We start from the raw sequence: 21,210 nt of genomic DNA, 5'->3' as shown, positions 1-21,210 counted from the left end.
TCGTTAAAAAACAATAAAAACGCATATATGAAAAAAAAACGGTACTTTTGAATAAACGAAATAAATGGAGAAGCTAATACCAAGGCATGATGAAATATTAAAAGAACTTGACGAAAAGGGACACGTTCTTGTTCAGGATCTTTGTGAAAAGTTAAATGTTTCTTCGGTTACGATCCGAAAGGATCTGAATTATCTCGAAAGTCTGGGATTGCTGTTCAGAAATCATGGTGGAGCGAGTAAGCAAGTAAGATATGCTTACGAGAAAAATGTAGGAGAGAAAGAGAATATTAATGTGGAAGCAAAGCAGGCAATCGCAAAAGCTGCTGTGTCGTTGATTCAGGAAAATGATTGTATTATTCTGGCTTCAGGAACCACAATGCATTATCTTGCACGGATGCTGGTGAATTTTGGTCCGCTTACGGTATTGACATCCTCTTTGAGAGTGGCGATTGAGCTTTGTAATAATCCTAATATTAATATTATCCAGTTAGGTGGAGAGGTGAGAAAGAGTTCTACTTCTATAGTGGGATCCATTTCCGAAGGAATTCTTAAGCAGTTTTCCTGTAATAAACTTTTTCTGGGTGTGGATGGGATTGATCTTGAATTTGGAATAAGTACCTCCAACGCGGCGGAAGCTCATCTTAATCAGGTTATGATTGAGTGTGCTGATCAGACAGTGATTCTTGCAGATTCTTCCAAGCTGAATAAAAAAGGTTTTGGTAAAATAGGCTCTTTGGATCAGATCGATTATCTCATTACGGATCATGGGATTTCGAGTGAAAATCAGGTGAAGCTGGAAGAAATCGGAGTAAATGTTATCAAATAATACAGTCTGAAACTTCTGAAATATTCTATACATACTATAAATAATACAACCTTATGATTTCATAAGGTTTTTTTGTCACTACAATGAAATGTCATCATGACAGTTGTGTCCGGTGTTGCTTTTTTTGTCCGATAAAATTGAAGAAATGAAATATTTTTCTGTTAAAAACAGGAAATGTTTCATTATCTAGTAGTTATGGCATTTATTTTGTGTATAGCTGTTCGCTGCAAAGTCTTTGAAATGAGTTGGTGGATAGAATGAATGTTTTTTAGTAAACAATTCCTTTTCTTCACGTCTTCTGTTTTTTCAAAAATGATCTAAATGATTAAAAATCAAAATATTTTAATCTAAATATTTGTCAGTTACAAAATTATTCATAAATTTGCACACTCATTTTAGGGGCGTAGTATGCCTATATCAGAAGTAGAAATTACTTTAGACCTCCTAAAAATGGTGATAAACAGAAAGATAAATTTTATTATAATATAAACAATGTCAGGTATTATTGGTAAAAAAATCGGTATGACGTCTTTGTTTAACGAAGAAGGAAAAAACATTCCTTGTACAGTTATCCAGGCTGGTCCATGCTCGGTTTTACAGGTCAGAACCTTAGAAAAAGACGGTTATAAAGCTGTTCAATTAGGTTTCGATGACAAGAGTGAGAAGAACGTTGGTAAAGCGTTAGCTGGCCATTTTAAAAAGGCTGGTTCTGCTCCTAAAGCTAAATTAGTAGAATTCTACAGAGAGTTCGTTGATGAGGTGAAAGTAGGAGAAGAAGTAAAAGTTGATTTATTCACTGAAGGTGAGTATGTTGACGTAACAGGAACTTCAAAAGGTAAAGGCTTCCAGGGTGTTGTTAAAAGACACGGATTTGGAGGTGTAATGCAGGCAACTCATGGTCAGCACAACAGACTTAGAGCTCCAGGTTCTATCGGTGCTGGTTCAGACCCTTCAAGAGTATTCAAAGGGATGAGAATGGCTGGAAGAATGGGAGGTGAGCAGGTAACAGTTCAAAACCTTCAAGTGTTAAAAGTTGATCAAGAACAAAATCTTTTAGTAGTAAAAGGTGCTGTTCCGGGAGCTAAAAATTCTTATGTAATTATCAGAAAATGGAACTAGTAGTATTAAATACATCAGGAAAAGAGACCGGAAGAAAAGTAACTCTAGACGAAACAGTATTCGGAATTGAGCCAAATCAGCACGCGGTTTACTTAGAAGTTAAACAGTACCTTGCTGCACAAAGACAAGGAACTCATAAAGCAAAAGAAAGAAGCGAAATTACTGCTTCTACTAAAAAGCTTAAGAAGCAAAAAGGATCAGGATCTGCTAGATATGGTGATATCAAATCTCCAACTTTCAGAGGTGGAGGTAGAGTATTCGGACCAAAACCAAGAGACTACAGATTCAAATTGAACAAAGCTCTTAAGAGATTAGCTAAGAAATCTGTTTTATCTCAGAAAATGAGAGATAACAGCATTAAAGTTTTAGAAGATTTGAGCTTTGGTGCTCCTAAGACTAAAGATTTTATCAATGTATTAAGTGCATTGGAACTTAACGGTAAAAAATCTTTATTCGTTCTTCCTGAAGCTAACAAGAATGTGTATTTATCTTCAAGAAACTTACCTAAAACTAAAGTAATGAACTTCAACGAAATCAGTTCTTACGATTTAGTAAACGCTGGTGAGATCATTTTCTTCGAAGGTGCAGTTGAAAAATTCCAGGAAAATTTAAAGAAATAAGTCATGTCTATTATTATTAAACCAGTTATTTCAGAAAAGGCTAATTACCTTACAGATTTAAGAGGTTCTTATTCTTTCTTAGTTGATCCTAAGGCGAATAAAATCCAGATTAAAAAAGCTGTTGAAGCAGCTTACGGTGTAAAAGTAGCAGACGTTAACACAATGATTTATGCTCCGAAGGTTTCTTCAAAATACACTAAAAAAGGTCTTCAAGTAGGAAAGACAAATAAATTGAAAAAAGCGGTAATCAAACTTGCTGAAGGTGAGGTTATCGATATTTTTGCTGTAAATTAATTATTAATTATAAATAATAGTAATGTCTGTTAGAAAATTAAAACCTATCACCCCGGGACAGAGATTCAGAATTGTAAACAATTTTGAGGAAATTACTACCAACAAACCAGAGAAATCTCTAACAGTTGGTATTAAAAAGTCAGGTGGACGTAACCAAACAGGTAAAATGACCATGCGTTACACCGGAGGTGGACACAAAAAGAAATACAGAATTATTGACTTCAAAAGAAACAAAGCAAACGTTGAAGCCACTGTAAAATCTGTAGAATACGATCCAAACAGAACTGCATTTATCGCTTTATTAGAGTACGCAGATGGAGAGAAGAGATATATCATCGCTCCAAACGGTATCAAAGTTGATCAGAAAGTAATTTCTGGTGAAAGCGTAGAACCAAATGTAGGGAACGCAATGAAGTTGAAAAACATTCCATTAGGTACTGTGATTTCTTGTGTTGAAATGAAGCCTGGTCAAGGTGCAATTTTAGCAAGAAGTGCTGGTTCTTCAGCTCAATTGACTTCAAGAGACGGAAAATATGCAATCATCAAATTGCCTTCAGGAGAATCAAGAATGATCCTTACTGAATGTTATGCAATGATTGGATCAGTTTCTAACTCTGACCACCAATTAACAGTATCAGGTAAGGCTGGTAGAAGCAGATGGTTAGGTAGAAGACCAAGAACAAGAGCGGTTGTAATGAACCCAGTAGATCACCCAATGGGTGGTGGTGAAGGACGTTCTTCAGGAGGTCACCCAAGATCTAGAAACGGTAAACCATCTAAAGGTTACAAAACTAGAAAGAAAAACAAAGTGTCTAACCGTTACATCGTATCTAAAAGAAAATAATTATGGCAAGATCACTTAAGAAAGGACCGTTCATTCATCATACTTTAGATAAGAAGGTTCAGGCAAATATAGAGTCTGGTAAGAAGACAGTTATCAAAACTTGGTCTAGAGCATCGATGATCTCTCCGGACTTCGTAGGACAAACTATTGCAGTACATAACGGGAAATCTTTTATCCCTGTATATGTTACAGAAAACATGGTTGGTCACAAGTTAGGCGAATTTTCTCCAACAAGATCTTTCAGAGGTCATGGTGGTAACAAAAACAAAGGAAGCAGATAATCATGGGATCAAGAAAACAAGATAGTTCAATCGCAAGAAAAGAAGCTAACAAAGACGTTGTAAAAGCTTCATTAAATAATTGCCCGTCTTCTCCAAGAAAAATGAGATTAGTTGCTGATATCATTAGAGGAGAGCAGGTAGATAAAGCTCTTTATATCCTAAAATATTCTAAGAAGGATGCTTCTAATAAGTTAGAAAAATTACTTCTTTCTGCTATGGCAAACTGGCAGACTAAAAACGAAGGTGCGGATATTGAAGAAGCTAACCTTATCGTTAAAGAAATCTTCGTGGATAGTGCAAGACAATTGAAGAGACTAAGACCAGCTCCACAAGGTAGAGGGTATAGAATCAGAAAAAGATCTAACCACGTTACATTAATCTTAGGTAATAAAGAAAATTAATCAAGGTATGGGACAGAAGACAAATCCAATTGGTAATAGATTAGGTATCATCAGAGGATGGGATTCTAACTGGTTTGGTGGAAACGATTATGGAGACAGAATCGCTGAAGACTACAAAATCAGAAGATACCTTGAGGCTAGATTATCTAAAGGTGGTATTTCAAAAATCTATATTGAAAGAACACTAAAATTAGTAACAGTTACAATTACTACTGCTAGACCGGGACTTATCATCGGTAAAGGAGGTCAGGAAGTTGATAAATTGAAAGAAGAATTGAAGAAACTTACAGGTAAGGATATTCAAATCAACATCTTCGAAATCAAAAGACCTGAATTAGATGCTGTACTAGTTGCTGATAGTATTTCTAAGCAAATTGAAAACAGAATTTCTTACAGAAGAGCTGTTAAAATGGCAATGGCAAGTACTATGAGAATGGGTGCTGAAGGTATCAAAGTTCAAATCTCTGGTAGATTGAACGGAGCTGAAATGGCAAGATCAGAATCTTTCAAAGAAGGAAGAATTCCATTGTCAACTTTCAGAGCTGATATTGATTACCACTGGGCAGAAGCTCACACTACTTACGGTAGATTAGGAGTGAAAGTTTGGATCATGAAAGGTGAAGTTTATGGTAAAAGAGAACTTTCTCCACTAGTGGGACAACAGAAAAAAGGAGGTCAGTCAGACAGAGGAAACAGAGGTGGAGACAGAGACAACAGAAGACCTAGAAAAAACAACAACAATAACAATAATAATTAAAATTTTAGATTAGAAATTTTGAATTTTAAATTACCGTTACTTTTTTAAAATTAAAAAAAATCTAAAATCTAAAATCTAAAATCTAAAATTTAGAAATTATGTTACAACCAAAAAGAACCAAATTCCGTAGAGTTCACAAGATGAAGATGAAGGGGAATGCCCAAAGAGGTAGTCAACTTGCATACGGAACTTTTGGGATCAAAGCAACGGAAGGAGCTTGGATCACTGCAAGACAGATTGAAGCAGCTCGTATTGCTGCGACAAGATATATGAAGAGAGAAGGTCAACTATGGATCAAAATCTTCCCGGATAAGCCAATTACTAAAAAACCAGCGGAAGTACGTATGGGTAAAGGTAAAGGTGCTGTTGAATACTGGGTAGCTGTAGTAAAGCCAGGTAAAATTATGTTCGAAGTAGGAGGTGTTCCTTACGAGATCGCTAAGGAAGCTCTTAGACTTGCGGCACAAAAATTACCAGTAGTTACTAAATTCATCGTTGCTAACGATTTTGTTAAACCTCTATAATCTTTGAATACAATGAAAAATGCTGATATTAAAAATTTAAGCGCGGGTGATATTCAAGCTCAATTAACTGAAGCAAAAGCTCAATATTCTAAATTGAAATTAGCTCATGCGATCAGCCCAATTGAAAACCCGATTCAAATCAAAGATTTGAGAAGAACAATCGCAAGACTAAACACTGAGTTAACTAACAAACAATAATTTCATTTTACAATGGATAGAAATTTAAGAAAAGAAAGAATCGGAGTGGTTTCCAGCAATAAAATGGAAAAAACTATTGTTGTTAGTGAAACTACAAGAGTAAAGCACCCGATGTACGGTAAATTCGTTTTGAAAACGAAAAAATATACTGCACACGACGAGAACAACGAATGCACAGAAGGTGATACAGTTTTGATCCAAGAAACTAGACCTTTGAGCAAGAGCAAGAGATGGAGATTAGTAAGAATCATTGAAAAAGCTAAGTAATAATGTTACAAACAGAATCAAGATTAAAAGTTGCTGATAACACAGGTGCAAAAGAAGTACTAGTTATCAGAGTTCTGGGAGGAACCAGAAGAAGATATGCTTCAGTTGGTGATAAAATCGTTGTTACTATCAAGGATTCTACACCATCAGGAAACGCTAAAAAAGGTCAGGTATCTAAAGCTGTAGTAGTAAGAACTAAAAAAGCAGTAAGAAGAAAAGATGGTTCATACATCAAATTCGACGACAATGCTTGTGTATTACTAAACGCAGCGGGAGAAATGAGAGGAACACGTGTTTTCGGACCGGTTGCTCGTGAGTTGAGAGACAAAGAATATATGAAAATCATTTCATTAGCTCCTGAAGTACTTTAATTTTTAAAATTTTTTAAAGAAATGTCAAAGTTAAAAATAAAAAGAGGAGATAACGTAATCATTACTACTGGTAAGAAAGATATCAAAGGTAAAACTGGTGAAGTTATTGAAGTGATCAAGAAAGAAGGTAGAGACCCAAGAGTAATCGTTGCAGGACTTAACATCGTTAAAAAACACGTTAAGCCTTCAGCTTCTAATCCTCAAGGAGGAATTACTGAAAAGGAAGCTTCTATTCATATCTCAAACGTAGCTTTAGTTGGTAAAGACGGAAAAGCTATCAAAATCGGTTACAAAATCGAAGGAGATACGAAAGTAAGAATTAACAAAAAAACGGGTGAAACTTTATAATTTGAATTAACATGGAATTTATAGCAAGACCCAAAAAAGCATATAAAGAGACAATTGTTCCTGCAATGATGGAAGAATTCGGGTATAAGTCAATCATGCAAGTACCTAGATTAGAGAAAATCGTTGTATCACAAGGTTTAGGAGATGCTACTGCAGATAAGAAAATCATTGATTATGCTGTAGAAGAATTGACAAACATCACAGGTCAGAAAGCAGTTGGTACGATCTCTAAGAAAGATGAAGCTGCATTCAAACTAAGAAAAGGAATGCCTGTAGGTGCAAAAGTAACGTTGAGAGCTCACAGAATGTATGAGTTCTTAGACAGACTTACTGCTTCTGCTTTACCACGTATCAGAGATTTCTCTGGGATCAAAGCAGATGGTTTCGATGGTAGAGGTAATTACAACTTAGGTATTACTGAGCAGATTATCTTCCCTGAAATCGTAATCGACAAAGTGAAAAAAATCCAGGGGATGGACATCACTTTCGTTACTACTGCGAAGACAGATAAAGAAGCTAAAGCATTACTAACTCACTTCGGTTTACCATTTAAAAAGAACTAAGAAATGGCTAAAGAATCAATGAAAGCGCGTGAGCGCAAAAGAGAAGCACTAGTTGCTAAATACGCTGCTAAAAGACAAGCTCTTAAAGAAGCTGGTGATTACGAAGGACTTCAAAAATTACCTAAAAATGCTTCTCCTGTAAGATTACACAACAGATGTAAACTGACAGGTAGACCAAGAGGATACATGAGAACGTTTGGTATTTCCAGAGTAACTTTCAGAGAAATGGCAAACAACGGTCTTATCCCAGGTGTAAGAAAAGCTAGTTGGTAATAATTACTAATTAAAAATCGGGACAATTAAGTTGTCAAGATACTAGAGAATAAAAATATCAGACCGAAGATTTCTGACGTCTGATATTTTAATCTTCAAGTCTTTTCAATACTGATTGTTCTTTAACCAATAATTTATAAAAGAAAAATGGTAACAGATCCAATTTCAGATTTCCTAACAAGAGTAAGGAACGCACAAAGCGCAGGCCACAAAGTGGTGGAAATTCCTGCATCGAAAATCAAAAAGGAGATTACTAAGATCCTATTTGATCAAGGGTATATCTTAAACTTCAAGTTTGAAGATAACGCTGTTCAAGGAGTGATCAAAATCGCTTTAAAGTATGACAAACAAACCAACAAACCGGCTATCAAGTCTATTCAAAGAGCTTCTAGACCAGGTTTGAGACAGTACAAAGGTTCAGCTGAGCTTCCAAGAGTACTAAACGGTTTGGGTATTTCTATCATCTCTACTTCTAAAGGAGTAATGACTGATAAGAAAGCTAGAGAAGAGAAAGTAGGCGGTGAAGTAATCTGCTATGTTTATTAATTTTTAATCAGAGGAAAATGTCAAGAATTGGTAAAGCAATTATAACAATTCCAGCTGGAGTTACAATCACTGAAAATAACGGTGTAGTAACTGTAAAAGGAGCTAAAGGAGAACTTTCTCAAGAGCTTACAGCAGGAATTACTTTAGAACAAAAAGATGGTGAGCTGAATGTAAACAGACCATCTGATTCTAAACAACACAAAGCGCTTCACGGTTTATACAGAGCGTTGATCGCTAACATGATCGTTGGTGTATCAGAAGGTTTCGAAAAGAAACTAGAACTAGTAGGGGTAGGATATAGAGCATCTCACACAGGTCAAAAACTTGAGTTAGCTTTAGGATTCTCTCACGGTATCGTATTAGAACTTCCAGGTGAAGTAAAAGTTGATACATTGACTGAAAAAGGTAAAAACCCAATTATTACTTTAACGTCTCACGACAAGCAACTTCTAGGAATGGTTACTGCAAAGATCCGTTCTTTCAGAAAGCCTGAGCCATACAAAGGAAAAGGTGTGAAATTCGTAGGAGAAATTGTTAGACGTAAAGCTGGTAAATCTGCTTAATAAATTATAAGTATTATGGCATTAAGTAAATTAGAAAAAAGAATAAGAATCAAAAGAAGAGTAAGAGGGAAAATCTCTGGATCTTCTGAATTGCCAAGATTATCTGTATACAAAAGTAATAAGGAAATTTACGCTCAGTTAATCGACGATAAAAATGGTAAAACTTTAGCATCAGCTTCTTCTAGAGAAAAAGGTGTAGACGCTAAAGGTACTAAAACTGAAGTTTCTGCTGCTGTTGGTAAAGCTATCGCTGCTAAAGCTATTGCTGCAGGAATCGAAAGTATTGTATTTGACAGAAACGGTTTCGTATATCACGGTAGAGTAAAAGCTCTAGCTGATGGTGCGAGAGAAGGTGGACTTAAATTCTAATCATTAAATTTCGGAAAATATGTTAGGACTAGATAATATAGAAAGAGTAAAACCGGGAGGATTAGAATTAAAAGATCGTCTCGTAGCTGTTAACAGAGTAACAAAAGTAACTAAAGGAGGTAGAGCTTTCGGATTTTCTGCTATTGTTGTAGTAGGAAATGAAGAAGGAACTATCGGTTTCGGTTTAGGAAAATCTAAAGAGGTAGCTTCTGCAATCGCTAAAGCAGTTGAAGATGCTAAGAAAAACCTTGTTAAGGTTCCTGTAATGAACCACACTATTCCTCACCAGACTTCTGCTAGATATGGAGGTGCAGATATCTTCTTAAGACCTGCTTCTCACGGTACAGGGCTTATCGCCGGTGGTGCGGTAAGAGCAGTATTGGAATCAGCTGGTATTCACGATATCCTTTCAAAATCTAAAGGATCTTCTAACCCTCACAACGTGGTGAAAGCTACTTTCAAGGCGTTATTGGATATCAGAAGACCTGAAGAGATCGCTAGAATGAGAGGAGTTTCTCTAAGTAAAGTGTTTAACGGTTAATAAATAAAACAATGGCAACAATTAAAGTAAAGCAAGTAAGAAGCGCTATTGGTAGAACAAAAACCCAAAAGAGAACGCTTGAAGCATTAGGATTAAAAAAACTTCACCAAGTTGTAGAGCACGAAGCGACTCCTTCTATCTTAGGAATGATCGCTGCTGTAGGTCACTTACTTGAAGTTCAAAAATAATTTTATAAAAGAGAAATTAAAATGAATTTAAACAATATACAACCTGCTGCTGGATCTACTTTCAACTCAAAAAGAATTGGTAGAGGTCAGGGTACAGGAAAAGGAGGTACTTCAACAAAAGGACACAAAGGTCAGAAAGCTAGAGCTGGTTATTCTCAGAAAATCGGTTTCGAAGGTGGACAGATGCCTTTACAAAGAAGATTACCTAAATTCGGATTCAAAAACGTAAACAGAAAAGAGTTTAGAGGTGTTAACCTTGATACTATCCAAACTTTAATCGAGAACAAATCCATCACTGGAGATATCACGAAAGAAGTTTTAGTAGCAAACGGGATCGTTTCTAAAAACGAATTAGTGAAAATTATGGGTAGAGGAGAATTGAAATCTGCGGTTTCAATCTCTGCTGATAAATTCACGAAATCTGCTGAAGAGCTTATTGCTAAAGCAGGTGGAAAAGCAATTACCTTATAATACTTACTAATGAAAGAATTTATACAAACACTTAAAAATATTTGGAGTCTTAAAGAATTGAGAGACAAAATTCTCTTCACTTTAGGTATTATCCTTGTGTATAGATTCGCATCTTATATCTCACTTCCTGCAATTAACCTTGCAGAGGTGGGAGATCTCTTAGAGCATTATAAAAATCAAGGCGGTAACAAGCAAGGAGCAGGTCTCCTTGGCTTGCTTTCGTCGTTTACGGGGGGAGCTTTCAGCCACGCTTCCGTAATGGCGTTGGGTATCATGCCTTATATTTCTGCTTCTATTATTGTTCAGTTGATGGGGATGGCTATTCCTTATCTTCAGAAGCTTCAGAAAGATGGAGAGTCAGGTAGAAATACATTGAACCAAATTACAAGATGGTTAACGATCGGGGTTTGTCTGGTACAGGCACCTTCTTACTTAACTTCTATTACTCAATTATTCTTACCGTATGCTCAGTTCCAATCTGCATATTTTGTAGAACCAAATTCAATTATGTTCTGGTTACCAAGTATTGTTATCTTGGTAGGTGGTTCAGTATTTGCAATGTGGTTAGGTGAAAAGATTACCGATAAGGGAATCGGAAATGGTATCTCTATCCTTATTATGGTGGGGATCCTTTCAAGATTACCTGAGGCATTCGTACAGGAGATGGCCGTGCAGAACGGAAAAGGAGGAATGGGATCTATCATGATCCTTATCGAAGTATTATTCTGGATGTTGGTAGTTCTTTTAGCAGTGATTTTATCAGTCGCTGTAAGGAAAATTCCTATTCAGTATGTAAGCAGAGCTCAAGCAAGAGGAGGTGTAAACAAGAATCTTATGCAGGGCGCAAGACAATGGATTCCATTGAAAGTAAATGCTGCTGGTGTAATGCCGATTATCTTTGCTCAGGCATTGATGTTCGTACCAGGATTATTAACAAAATTCGACGAGTCCAATACTTTTCTTGCAGGTTTCAAGAATGTTTTTAGCTGGCAGTACAACGTATTGTTTGCGCTATTAATTATTATCTTCTCGTTTTTCTATACTGCAATTACAATTCCGGTAAACCAAATGGCTGATGATTTGAAGAGAAATGGTGGTTTAGTACCGAAAGTAAGACCCGGAAAAGAGACAGCAGATTATTTAGATGATATTTTATCAAAAATTACCTTGCCAGGTGCAATTTTTTTATCTATCTTTGCAGTCCTTCCAGCAATTGTGCATGGAAGCTTTGTTCAGACAGATGCGTTTGCCCTATTTTTCGGGGGAACGTCACTATTAATTATGGTAGGTGTAATTTTAGATACTGTTCAACAGATTAATACATATCTGCTGAATCATCATTATGATGGCTTAATGCAGTCTAAACTGTCTAGAACGACTGGATATTAATTTATGGCAAAACAAAAACATATTGAACAAGACGGCGTTATAACGGAAGCACTTTCGAACGCTCAGTTCCGTGTAGAACTTGAAAATGGGCATATTCTTATTGCTCATATTTCTGGTAAAATGCGAATGCACTATATTAAACTTTTACCTGGTGATAAGGTAAAACTAGAAATGTCTCCCTATGATTTAACGAAAGGGAGGATCACATTTAGATATTAAAACAATTAGCCAAATGGAATGATCATTCCATTTGGCATTTGTAAAAAATAAATACTATCAAAATGAAAGTAAGAGCATCAATTAAAAAAAGAAGCGCTGATTGCAAAATCGTACGCAGAAAAGGTGTACTATTCGTAATCAACAAGAAGAACCCAAAATTTAAACAAAGACAAGGTTAATTAAATTATGGCGAGAATTGCAGGTATTGATTTACCAAAAAACAAAAGAGGAGTTATCGGTTTAACTTACATCTACGGAGTTGGAAGAAATACTTCTTCTGAAATCCTTAAAGCTGCCGGTATCAGCGAAGACAAAAAAGTCAACGAATGGAATGACGATGAATTGGCTGCAATCAGAACTTATATCTCAGAAAACGTAAAAGTAGAAGGAGAATTAAGATCTGAAGTGCAATTGAACATTAAGAGATTAATGGACATAGGATGCCAACGAGGAATACGTCACAGACTTGGATTACCTTTAAGAGGCCAGAGAACGAAAAACAACTCTAGAACCCGAAAAGGAAAGAGAAAAACTGTTGCTAACAAGAAAAAAGCTAGTAAATAATCGTTAGGAATTATGGCAAAACAAACTAAAGTAGTTAAGAAGAGAAAAGTAAAAGTTGAAGCTATTGGTGAAGCGCATATTCAGGCTTCTTTCAATAACATCATCATTTCTTTAACAAATAAAAACGGAGAGGTTATCTCTTGGGCTTCTGCCGGTAAAATGGGATTCAGAGGTTCTAAAAAGAATACTCCATTTGCTGCTCAGATGGCAGCTGAAAATTGCTCTGCTGTAGCTCACGAAGCTGGTTTAAGAAGAGTAAAGGTGTTTGTGAAAGGTCCAGGTGCAGGTAGAGAATCTGCGATCAGATCTATTCATAATTCAGGAATTGAAGTTAGCGAGATCGTTGATGTGACTCCAATGCCACACAACGGATGTAGACCACCAAAAAGAAGAAGAGTTTAATTTTTAGAATTTACCCATTATGGCAAGATATATTGGACCTAAAACTAAGATTGCTAGAAAGTTTGGTGCTGCAATCTACGGAGATGATAAAAACTTCGAAAAGAGAAAAAACCAACCGCCAGGACAACACGGTCCTAACAAAAGAAGAGGTGCTAAAAAATCAGAATATGCAGTTCAGTTAGCTGAAAAACAAAAAGCTAAATATACTTACGGTATTTTGGAAAGACAGTTTGCTAACTTATTTGAAAAAGCACACAGAAGCAAAGGAGTAACAGGTGAAGTTCTATTACAACTTTGTGAATCAAGATTGGATAACGTAGTATATAGATTAGGTTTTGCTAAAACCAGATCTGGAGCTAGACAATTAGTTTCTCACAGACACATTACTGTAAACGGAGAAATTCTTAATATCCCTTCTTACTTGGTAAAAGCTGGTGATGTAATCGCCGTAAGAGAAAAGTCTAAGTCTCTTGAAGTTGTTACCAATGCATTGGCTTCTAAGTCAAACTATGAGTGGTTACAATTCAACGATGAGAAGAAAGAAGGTACCTTCATTTCTGCTCCTGAAAGAATCCAAATTCCGGAGGACATTAAGGAGAACCTTATCGTCGAACTTTACTCTAAATAATTTTTTAATCAAATTTTTGCTCAACCCAATAATATGGCAATTTTACAATTCATAAAACCCGATAAAGTAATTTTACTTAACTCTGATGAATTTAAAGGTCAATTCGAATTTAGACCTTTAGAACCAGGTTTCGGGCTTACAATCGGTAATGCTTTGAGAAGAGTGTTGCTTTCTTCTCTGGAAGGATATGCTATTTCATCTATCAAAATAGAAGGTGTAGAGCACGAATTTTCAACCATTCCAGGAGTAATCGAAGACGTTACCGAAATTATTCTTAACCTAAAGCAGGTAAGATTAAAAGCTGCAGCAGAAGGCCAGGCTAACGAGCAGGTTGTTGCTAAAGTTTCAGGTCAAACGATTATTACTGCTGGTGATTTAGGAAAGTCGATCAACGGATTCGAGGTGCTGAACCCGGATTTAGTGATTTGTAACCTAAACAGTGATGTAACTTTCGAAATTACTTTCAATATTGAAAAAGGTAGAGGATATGTTCCTTCAGAACAAAATAAGTCAAACAATGCACCTGTTGGTACTATTGCTATTGACTCTATTTTCACGCCGATCAAGAAAGTACAATACAGCATTGAAAATTATCGTGTAGAGCAAAAAACAGACTACGAAAAACTTGTATTAGATATAGAAACTGATGGGTCTATCAGCCCTCAGAATGCTTTAACTGAAGCTTCTAAGATATTAATTTATCACTTCATGTTATTCTCTGATGAGAGAATCACTCTTGAAACTGAAGCTGTAAAAGCATCTATCCAATATGACGAAGAAACACTTCACACAAGACAACTTCTTAAGTCTAAATTAGCAGATATGGATCTTTCTGTAAGAGCCCTAAACTGTCTGAAAGCAGCTGAAGTAGAAACTCTTGGAGAATTGGTTTCTTACAGTAAGTCTGATTTGATGAAATTCAGAAATTTTGGTAAAAAATCTTTGACAGAACTAGAAGAATTAGTGCATTCAAAAGGTCTTAACTTCGGTTTCGACGTTGCAAAATATAAGTTAGACGCTGATAAATAATTAATAATGAGACACGGTAAAAAATTCAATCACTTAGGAAGAACAGCTTCTCACAGAAGTGCTTTACTTTCTAATATGGCTTGTTCTCTAATTGAGCATAAAAGAATCAACACTACTGTAGCTAAAGCTAAAGCTTTAAGAGTATATGTTGAGCCTCTATTAACAAAAGCAAAAGAAGATACTACACACAACAGAAGAGTAGTATTCTCTTACCTTCAAAATAAATTTGCGGTTGCTGAATTATTCAGAACTGTAGCTCCTAAAATCGCTGAAAGAAACGGTGGTTATACAAGAATCATTAAGACAGGTTTCAGACCAGGTGATGCTGCTGATATGGCTCTTATCGAATTGGTAGATTTCAACGAGCTTTACAACCCTAATGCTGAAGAGAAAAAAGCTACAAGAAGAAGCAGAAGATCAACTGCTGCACCTAAAAAAGCTGAAGCGGTAGTTGCTGAAGCTCCTGCAGTAGAAGAAAAAGTAGAAGAAGCTAAAGCTGACACTACTGAAGAAAAAACTGAAGAATAATAAGTTTACACTTCAAAATACCTTAAACGAGCTTGTGGATTACCACAGGCTCGTTTTGTTTAAAAACTATAACTATGAAAAAAATATTACTTTTGACAGCAATACTATGCTGTATTTTATTTTCCAGCCAGTCATTAGATGCGGATTGGCAGCTTACTACCCCATTTTTAAAAGCAGAACGTGTGGTGAAAATGGAAATTTTACCAGATGGAAGCTATTTAGTAAAGAAGAAAAATGAATATGATGACTTATTGATTACTGAAAATGACGGTAAAACATGGCGACAAATCAATGAAATGAGTTCAGTAGCAGATTTTGCAATTCATAATAACAAAGGATATGCTGTAATAGGATATAATCTGATAATTACCGATCCTAAATTCTCTACTCCCGGTACTTCCCATCCATTACCCAGCTCATACTTTCCCCAATCTTTATTTGTTCTGAATGATAACACGATATTTATTAGTACAACAAATAGCAGGATAATGAAATCTATGGACGGTGGGGTAACATGGAATGTCTATACTGTGCCTACAGTTTATGCAGACAAGATTACCAGTGTCTTTTTTACCGATGCCAATACCGGATATTGTGTAACTGATGCTACATTAGGTAAGAGTTTTATTTTTAAATCAACCGATGGAGCTGCAACCTGGACTAAGGTAAGTGAGACCTCTGAAAAATTCGATAAAATTATTTTTAAAAATCCACTCAATGGGATTGCAACTCTCACCGGAGGAACTACAAGGTATACACTAGATGGCGGAAATACTTGGATTGATGCTAATATCAATAATAGCCTGAGGGATATCAAGATATATAATAATGAATTCGTCGCAGTTGGACTTGGTATTCCAAACAAATTATATAGAACTCTTACAGGGGAAGTATGGGATTCAACTCTTATCTATCCTTCTTCATACTATATCTTTACTTCTCTCGCAGTAGGAGGAGGGAAATTCCTTTTGGGTACAGATAATGAAACCAGTGATGAAATAAACCATTCTATTTTTAAAAGTACAGATCTTGTTCATTGGATTCCTACAAATGTCAAATGGATTCTTCGAGGAGGCTTAATGTATAATAATGCTTATGCATCTAAACATTTGGCAACAGTGGGAGGTTACGTCTCTGTAGATAAAGGAATGACCTGGAAGTATATGCCTCCTAATGTACCCACCGGTTCTTTAAGTATACTTTCTAACGGTAAAGGAATTGGAATTCGTAATAATTCCTATGAATTTTGGAGGACACAAAATAGCGGTTTAACATGGACTGCCCAAAATATTCCGTATCCTTTAACAGGTGCAGTTGCAATGAAACCTAATGGTGATTTCGCAATAGCAACGAGAGGAGACAATGCAAATTCTTATAAAGGATATGTTACTACTTACAATGCAACTACAGGATGGTCAACTCCTTTTGAAGTAGGACGACATGTGAGAGTAATGAAGTTTGTGGATAACAATGTAGGATTTCTTCTTACTAGTGAAAAAATGATGAAAACAATTGATGGTGGTATAACTTGGACTGTCATTAACTTTCCGGGAGTGTTTAATCAACCCAGAGATATTGTTTTTGGAAATTCATCAAGGATATATGTAGGACAATACTGTTCTGTTGATCTTGGAAACACATGGTTTATAAATAATAACTGGACATCATCGTTTACAGATTTTGAAATTTTCGATGATGGCATGGGGTATGGAGTCTATAAAGGGGATGTTTGGAAAACAACAAATTATGGAGTATCCTGGCAAAAAATTTTGGAAACCAAATTATTATATTTAACTGGAGCGAATATGGGGAAGTTCGCCATTTATAAAGACTATATAATAGGAACGGCATCGTATGGATTTTATGCATTGGATTTGGTAAACGGAACTTTGTCGACCCATGATGCAAGAATCGAAACCAATCATAAAATGAGAATTTATCCCAATCCTACTTCTTCCGTTTTGTTTTTTGATAGTAGTAAAGAACAAATAAAGAATATCGTTGTAGTTGATATGGCAGGAAGAGTTTTCAAGAATATAGATTCTCCTAAAGAAACCTCTATAGATATTTCTGACCTTGCAAAAGGAAACTACTTTGTAAAAATTACTACTCATAGCAAAACATATTTGGAAAAAGTAATTAAAAAATAAAAAAAAACCGTTCAGAATAGACTGAACGGTTTTTTTATCATATAATTTTTCTGATTATATCAGTACTAAATCTTAGTTCTTTTCAATTCTATAATATTGTTCCCTTGCTCAAGATGAAGACTATCTCCTTTTACTCTGGCAGTCATATCATCTTTCTTATAAATGGTTTCATCACCATTGGTTTCTGTTTTAGGTAAAGTAAATGTCTTTTTGTTGCTGGTAATTGCAACAGTACTTTCTTTAGGATCATTTTTGAAAATAACCTTCACCAGAGTGCCATCCGTGGCTTTGTAAACAAAATCAGTTTTTTCATACCTTTTACCATTGACATCTACTATGGATGAACTCTCGGTTGCCGAATCAATTTTCCCGTTGTTATTCGTGACGATCGTTGTAGAACTGTCTGTTTTTATGACTCCAGTATTTCCGCTTTCAGTTGATTTTTTACATCCTATTGCCGTTAATAGGATAACAACATTTAGTGCTATAAGACTTTTTTTCATGATTGTTTAAGTTTGATAGTAAGCTTGATTTTTATTCTTTACATTTACAAAAATCATGCCCTGCAATATGAGAAAAATTTGTAAATATTTATTGGTAATCCTTTTTATTTCGTCATGTAATTCGATGTTTTCACAAAAGGGAAGCTTTAAAATCAAAGATGGACATTTTTTATTAAATGAGAAACCTTTCACGATTTATTCCGGAGAAATGCATTATCCAAGAATCCCGTCTGAATATTGGAAGCATAGGTTACAGATGATGAAAGCTATGGGATTGAATACAGTCACCACCTATGTTTTCTGGAATTATCATGAAGAGTCGCTAGGAAAATGGAATTTTACCGGTGAAAAAGATTTAAAGAAGTTTATAAAGACTGCTCAGGAAGTTGGATTGTATGTTATCATCCGTCCAGGTCCTTACGTTTGTGCAGAATGGGAATTCGGAGGATATCCGTGGTGGTTACAAAAAGATAAGAATTTAGTGATAAGAGCAGATAATGAAGCTTTTCTTAAGCAGTGTGAAAGCTATATTAATCAACTGGCTAAACAAATTGTACCGTTGCAAATTAATAATGGAGGCCCTGTTATTATGGTTCAGGCGGAGAATGAATTTGGATCCTATGTAAGCCAGCGCCCGGATATCCCTCTGGAGCAACATAAAAAATACAGTACTAAAATCAGGAATCTTTTGGTAAAGTCTGGAATTTCAGTGCCTTTTTTTACCTCGGACGGGAGCAGTCTCTTCAAAGGAGGGGCTATTGAAGGAGTTTTACCTACAGCCAATGGTGAAAGTAATATTGAAACCCTGAAGAAAACTGTCAATGAATATAATGGTGGTAAAGGCCCTTATATGGTGGCAGAATATTATCCGGGATGGCTGGATCATTGGGCAGAACCCTTTGTGAAAGTTTCAACGGAGGATGTTGTAAAACAAACAAACACTTATATTGAAAATGGAGTTTCTTTTAATTACTATATGATCCACGGTGGAACCAATTTCGGATTTACCAGTGGTGCCAATTATGATAAAAACCATGATATTCAGCCGGATATCACGAGCTATGATTATGATGCTCCCATTAGCGAGGCAGGATGGGCGACACCAAAATATAATGCTTTAAGGGACCTTTTCCTGAGAATCAATCAGAATAAACTTCCTGAAGTTCCTAAGGCTGCAAAAGTCATCACGATTCCAGAAATTAAGTTTTCCAGAATAAACAATCTGTTTGATTGGATTGTCTCCAGGAAACCCATTGTAAAAGATCAACCACAGACCTTTGAAGACCTGAATTTCGGAAGTGGTTACATGCTTTACAGAAAAAACTTTGCTAAAGCTCAGAAAGGGCAACTTGAAATAAAAGGGCTCAGAGATTATGCTAATCTCTATGTGAATGGAATCTGGAAAGGAGAATTAAACAGGATTGATAAGAAATATGATCTTGAAATAGATCTTAAAGCAGGAGATCGGTTAGATATTCTTGTTGAAAATATGGGAAGAATTAATTATGGGGCTGAAATTGTTCATAATTTAAAAGGAATTATAAGTCCGGTAAAAATAAATGGAACTGAGATTTCGGGGGATTGGCAGATGTTTCCTTTACCTTTTGATGAGTTTCCTAAACATGATTATTCTTCAGGAAAAATAAACAATCTTTCACCTGTCATTCAGGAAGCTGAATTTGAGCTTGGAGAAACAGGGGATACCTTTCTTGATATGAGAAAATTTGGAAAGGGAATTGTCTTTATTAACGGAAAGAATATCGGAAGATATTGGAGCAAAGTGGGGCCGCAACTCACTTTGTATGTTCCCGGTGTATGGTTGAAAAAGGGAAAAAATATAATTCAGATTTTCGAGCAGCTTTATGAAAATCAAAATACAATTCATTCCATTGATCATCCGATATTGGATCAACTTGTCAAGAAATGATTTTTCAAAATTTACTATGAACCAAATAAGATGTTAGCCTGCTTATTAACTAAATTTTAACTTGCAATTGTTGCAAAAAGATATTCATGAAATACCCTTGAAAAGTTTAATTTTAGCTAAATTTGTATAAACTAAAAAAAATAAAAAATGAGTGCAATTTCTTACATAGAAGCAAGACAGATTTTGGATTCCCGAGGTAATCCTACCATTGAAGTAGACGTATTTACAGAAAGCGGAGCAATGGGCCGTGCTGCTGTACCTTCAGGAGCATCTACAGGAGAACACGAAGCGGTGGAATTACGTGACGGTAGATCAGAATATCAGGGTAAAGGAGTCCTGAAAGCTGTTGAAAATGTAAAAGAAGTAATTGCAGAGAATTTAGTTGGGCAACCGGTTTTTGAACAAAACTATATCGATCAGATTATGATTGATCTTGATGGTACGCCAAACAAAGGAAATCTTGGTGCTAATGCAATTCTTGGTGTTTCTCTGGCAGTGGCAAAAGCTGCAGCAGCAGAATTGGGAATGCCTTTATATAAATATGTAGGAGGAGTAAACGCAAACACACTTCCCGTTCCAATGATGAATGTAATCAATGGGGGATCTCACTCTGATGCTCCAATTGCATTCCAGGAATTTATGATCATGCCGGTAAAAGCAGATTCTTTCTCTCACGCTTTGAGAAAAGGAACGGAAATTTTCCACAACCTGAAATCTATCCTTAAAGGAAGAGGTCTTTCTACAGCTGTAGGAGATGAAGGTGGTTTTGCTCCTACCTTCAACGGAACTGAAGACGCTTTGGATACTTTACTTCAGGCAATTGAAAAAGCAGGATATAAACCTGGTGACGATATCATGCTGGCATTAGACTGTGCTGCTTCAGAATTCTATAAAGACGGAACTTACGACTATAGAAAATTCGAAGGAGATAAAGGTGCTCACAGATCAAGAGAAGAGCAGGTTTCTTACCTTGCAGAGCTGGCTGCTAAATACCCTATCATTTCTATCGAAGATGGTATGCAGGAAGATGACTGGGAAGGTTGGAAAATGTTGACAGATAAAATCGGTGACAGAGTACAATTGGTAGGAGATGACTTATTCGTAACTAATGTAGACAGATTGTCAAGAGGTGTGAAAGAAGGTATTGCTAATTCAATCCTTGTAAAAGTAAACCAGATTGGTTCTCTTTCCGAAACAATGGCTGCCGTACAAATGGCGCAGAATAATAAATTCACTTCAGTAATGTCTCACAGATCAGGAGAAACTGAAGATGCTACCATTGCTGATTTAGCAGTAGCAATGAACTGTGGACAAATCAAAACAGGTTCAGCTTCAAGATCAGACAGAATGGCAAAATACAACCAGCTTTTGAGAATCGAAGAAGCACTAGGTGAAACTGCAATTTTCCCAGGTTTAGAAGCATTTAAAATTAAAAGATAATCGAATTTATAAATAACGGCAAGCGATAATTTTTGTTTGCCGTATTTTATGGAAAGTAGTATATTTA

At 35.9% G+C, this 21,210-nt stretch carries 33 protein-coding genes; 32 read left to right on the top strand and 1 reads right to left on the bottom strand.

All coding sequences use genetic code 11. The annotated features are described in order from the left end of the window. Nucleotides 1-64: 64 nt before the first annotated feature. From C1631_RS16135 to C1631_RS15990, 30 genes are all read left to right on the top strand, one after another. A complete protein-coding gene (locus C1631_RS16135; RefSeq protein ID WP_109713400.1) occupies nt 65-826 on the top strand; it encodes a DeoR/GlpR family DNA-binding transcription regulator in 762 nt (253 codons plus the stop codon). A 492-nt stretch (nt 827-1,318) separates the two neighbouring features. Further along, complete coding sequence (gene rplC / locus C1631_RS16130; RefSeq protein WP_027371722.1) at nt 1,319-1,945, top strand: 50S ribosomal protein L3; 627 nt, start codon at nt 1,319-1,321, stop codon at nt 1,943-1,945. Continuing rightward, on the top strand, nt 1,936-2,565 hold the full coding sequence (gene rplD, locus C1631_RS16125) for a 50S ribosomal protein L4 (protein WP_103246793.1): 630 nt from the start codon (nt 1,936-1,938) through the stop codon (nt 2,563-2,565). The genes rplC and rplD overlap by 10 nt, the downstream gene beginning before the upstream one ends. A 3-nt stretch (nt 2,566-2,568) precedes the next feature. Further along, nucleotides 2,569-2,859: a 50S ribosomal protein L23 gene (gene rplW, locus C1631_RS16120; protein ID WP_047376571.1), complete on the top strand. Its 291-nt coding sequence runs from the start codon at nt 2,569-2,571 to the stop codon at nt 2,857-2,859. A gap of 22 nt (nt 2,860-2,881) precedes the next feature. Further along, nucleotides 2,882-3,703, top strand: coding sequence for a 50S ribosomal protein L2 (rplB, locus tag C1631_RS16115; protein WP_103246794.1), 822 nt, complete (start codon nt 2,882-2,884; stop codon nt 3,701-3,703). A 2-nt stretch (nt 3,704-3,705) separates the two neighbouring features. Then, nucleotides 3,706-3,984, top strand: a complete 279-nt coding sequence (gene rpsS, locus C1631_RS16110) for a 30S ribosomal protein S19 (RefSeq protein ID WP_002983209.1) — start codon at nt 3,706-3,708, stop codon at nt 3,982-3,984. Nucleotides 3,985-3,986: 2 nt separating this feature from the next. After that, on the top strand, nt 3,987-4,385 hold the full coding sequence (rplV, locus tag C1631_RS16105; protein WP_047096818.1) for a 50S ribosomal protein L22: 399 nt from the start codon (nt 3,987-3,989) through the stop codon (nt 4,383-4,385). A gap of 7 nt (nt 4,386-4,392) precedes the next feature. Next, a complete protein-coding gene (gene rpsC, locus C1631_RS16100; RefSeq protein ID WP_034694675.1) occupies nt 4,393-5,142 on the top strand; it encodes a 30S ribosomal protein S3 in 750 nt (249 codons plus the stop codon). Nucleotides 5,143-5,240: 98 nt separating this feature from the next. Beyond that, entirely contained in the window at nt 5,241-5,666 is a 426-nt protein-coding gene (gene rplP, locus C1631_RS16095) for a 50S ribosomal protein L16 (protein ID WP_034694677.1), read from the top strand. Nucleotides 5,667-5,678: 12 nt separating this feature from the next. Continuing rightward, nucleotides 5,679-5,864 carry a 50S ribosomal protein L29 gene (gene rpmC / locus C1631_RS16090; RefSeq protein ID WP_027371716.1) on the top strand — a complete coding sequence of 62 codons (186 nt, stop codon included), beginning with the start codon at nt 5,679-5,681 and terminating at the stop codon, nt 5,862-5,864. 12 nt (nt 5,865-5,876) lie between these two features. Continuing rightward, on the top strand, nt 5,877-6,131 hold the full coding sequence (gene rpsQ, locus C1631_RS16085) for a 30S ribosomal protein S17 (protein WP_027371715.1): 255 nt from the start codon (nt 5,877-5,879) through the stop codon (nt 6,129-6,131). 2 nt (nt 6,132-6,133) lie between these two features. Continuing rightward, complete coding sequence (gene rplN / locus C1631_RS16080; protein WP_002983226.1) at nt 6,134-6,502, top strand: 50S ribosomal protein L14; 369 nt, start codon at nt 6,134-6,136, stop codon at nt 6,500-6,502. Between the two features lie 21 nt (nt 6,503-6,523). Further along, nucleotides 6,524-6,850 (top strand): 50S ribosomal protein L24, encoded by a 327-nt coding sequence (rplX, locus tag C1631_RS16075; protein WP_076353265.1) that lies wholly within the window; start codon nt 6,524-6,526, stop codon nt 6,848-6,850. Nucleotides 6,851-6,861: 11 nt separating this feature from the next. Beyond that, the gene (rplE, locus tag C1631_RS16070; protein ID WP_103246796.1) at nt 6,862-7,413 is read left to right on the top strand and encodes a 50S ribosomal protein L5; all 552 of its coding nucleotides are present in this window, start codon (nt 6,862-6,864) and stop codon (nt 7,411-7,413) included. Nucleotides 7,414-7,416: 3 nt separating this feature from the next. Further along, nucleotides 7,417-7,686, top strand: coding sequence for a 30S ribosomal protein S14 (rpsN, locus tag C1631_RS16065; RefSeq protein WP_002983233.1), 270 nt, complete (start codon nt 7,417-7,419; stop codon nt 7,684-7,686). A gap of 147 nt (nt 7,687-7,833) precedes the next feature. After that, nucleotides 7,834-8,232: a 30S ribosomal protein S8 gene (gene rpsH / locus C1631_RS16060; RefSeq protein WP_103246797.1), complete on the top strand. Its 399-nt coding sequence runs from the start codon at nt 7,834-7,836 to the stop codon at nt 8,230-8,232. Nucleotides 8,233-8,249: 17 nt separating this feature from the next. Beyond that, entirely contained in the window at nt 8,250-8,795 is a 546-nt protein-coding gene (rplF, locus tag C1631_RS16055; protein WP_103246798.1) for a 50S ribosomal protein L6, read from the top strand. A 15-nt stretch (nt 8,796-8,810) separates the two neighbouring features. Next, on the top strand, nt 8,811-9,164 hold the full coding sequence (gene rplR / locus C1631_RS16050) for a 50S ribosomal protein L18 (RefSeq protein WP_034694689.1): 354 nt from the start codon (nt 8,811-8,813) through the stop codon (nt 9,162-9,164). A 19-nt stretch (nt 9,165-9,183) separates the two neighbouring features. Next, the gene (gene rpsE / locus C1631_RS16045; RefSeq protein WP_103246799.1) at nt 9,184-9,705 is read left to right on the top strand and encodes a 30S ribosomal protein S5; all 522 of its coding nucleotides are present in this window, start codon (nt 9,184-9,186) and stop codon (nt 9,703-9,705) included. Nucleotides 9,706-9,716: 11 nt separating this feature from the next. Next, on the top strand, nt 9,717-9,893 hold the full coding sequence (rpmD, locus tag C1631_RS16040; protein ID WP_027371710.1) for a 50S ribosomal protein L30: 177 nt from the start codon (nt 9,717-9,719) through the stop codon (nt 9,891-9,893). A gap of 21 nt (nt 9,894-9,914) precedes the next feature. Then, a complete protein-coding gene (rplO, locus tag C1631_RS16035; RefSeq protein WP_103246800.1) occupies nt 9,915-10,364 on the top strand; it encodes a 50S ribosomal protein L15 in 450 nt (149 codons plus the stop codon). Between the two features lie 9 nt (nt 10,365-10,373). Continuing rightward, entirely contained in the window at nt 10,374-11,753 is a 1,380-nt protein-coding gene (gene secY, locus C1631_RS16030; RefSeq protein ID WP_045491124.1) for a preprotein translocase subunit SecY, read from the top strand. 3 nt (nt 11,754-11,756) lie between these two features. Next, complete coding sequence (gene infA, locus C1631_RS16025) at nt 11,757-11,972, top strand: translation initiation factor IF-1 (protein WP_034684855.1); 216 nt, start codon at nt 11,757-11,759, stop codon at nt 11,970-11,972. 62 nt (nt 11,973-12,034) lie between these two features. Then, a complete protein-coding gene (rpmJ, locus tag C1631_RS16020; RefSeq protein WP_007839480.1) occupies nt 12,035-12,151 on the top strand; it encodes a 50S ribosomal protein L36 in 117 nt (38 codons plus the stop codon). A 7-nt stretch (nt 12,152-12,158) separates the two neighbouring features. Then, a complete protein-coding gene (gene rpsM, locus C1631_RS16015; protein ID WP_034738759.1) occupies nt 12,159-12,536 on the top strand; it encodes a 30S ribosomal protein S13 in 378 nt (125 codons plus the stop codon). Between the two features lie 12 nt (nt 12,537-12,548). After that, nucleotides 12,549-12,938, top strand: coding sequence for a 30S ribosomal protein S11 (gene rpsK / locus C1631_RS16010; protein WP_034694697.1), 390 nt, complete (start codon nt 12,549-12,551; stop codon nt 12,936-12,938). 19 nt (nt 12,939-12,957) lie between these two features. Further along, complete coding sequence (gene rpsD / locus C1631_RS16005; protein WP_045491111.1) at nt 12,958-13,566, top strand: 30S ribosomal protein S4; 609 nt, start codon at nt 12,958-12,960, stop codon at nt 13,564-13,566. A gap of 33 nt (nt 13,567-13,599) precedes the next feature. Beyond that, on the top strand, nt 13,600-14,595 hold the full coding sequence (locus C1631_RS16000) for a DNA-directed RNA polymerase subunit alpha (protein WP_027371705.1): 996 nt from the start codon (nt 13,600-13,602) through the stop codon (nt 14,593-14,595). A 6-nt stretch (nt 14,596-14,601) separates the two neighbouring features. Next, entirely contained in the window at nt 14,602-15,123 is a 522-nt protein-coding gene (gene rplQ, locus C1631_RS15995) for a 50S ribosomal protein L17 (protein WP_047422412.1), read from the top strand. A 74-nt stretch (nt 15,124-15,197) separates the two neighbouring features. Next, entirely contained in the window at nt 15,198-17,273 is a 2,076-nt protein-coding gene (locus C1631_RS15990; RefSeq protein WP_109713398.1) for a T9SS type A sorting domain-containing protein, read from the top strand. Nucleotides 17,274-17,338: 65 nt separating this feature from the next. Here the strand turns inward: C1631_RS15990 and C1631_RS15985 are convergent, their stop codons facing one another. Further along, complete coding sequence (locus tag C1631_RS15985) at nt 17,339-17,776, bottom strand: hypothetical protein (RefSeq protein WP_103246804.1); 438 nt, start codon at nt 17,774-17,776, stop codon at nt 17,339-17,341. A gap of 67 nt (nt 17,777-17,843) precedes the next feature. On the opposite strand from C1631_RS15985, the gene C1631_RS15980 reads away from it, so the two are divergent. Beyond that, nucleotides 17,844-19,703: a glycoside hydrolase family 35 protein gene (locus C1631_RS15980; protein WP_109713396.1), complete on the top strand. Its 1,860-nt coding sequence runs from the start codon at nt 17,844-17,846 to the stop codon at nt 19,701-19,703. 147 nt (nt 19,704-19,850) lie between these two features. Continuing rightward, nucleotides 19,851-21,143, top strand: coding sequence for a phosphopyruvate hydratase (gene eno, locus C1631_RS15975; protein WP_103246806.1), 1,293 nt, complete (start codon nt 19,851-19,853; stop codon nt 21,141-21,143). Nucleotides 21,144-21,210: the final 67 nt, after the last annotated feature.

It is taken from the genome of Chryseobacterium phosphatilyticum (assembly GCF_002899825.2).
Lineage (GTDB): Bacteria > Bacteroidota > Bacteroidia > Flavobacteriales > Weeksellaceae > Chryseobacterium > Chryseobacterium phosphatilyticum.
This window is presented reverse-complemented; position numbering and strand designations above follow the sequence as displayed.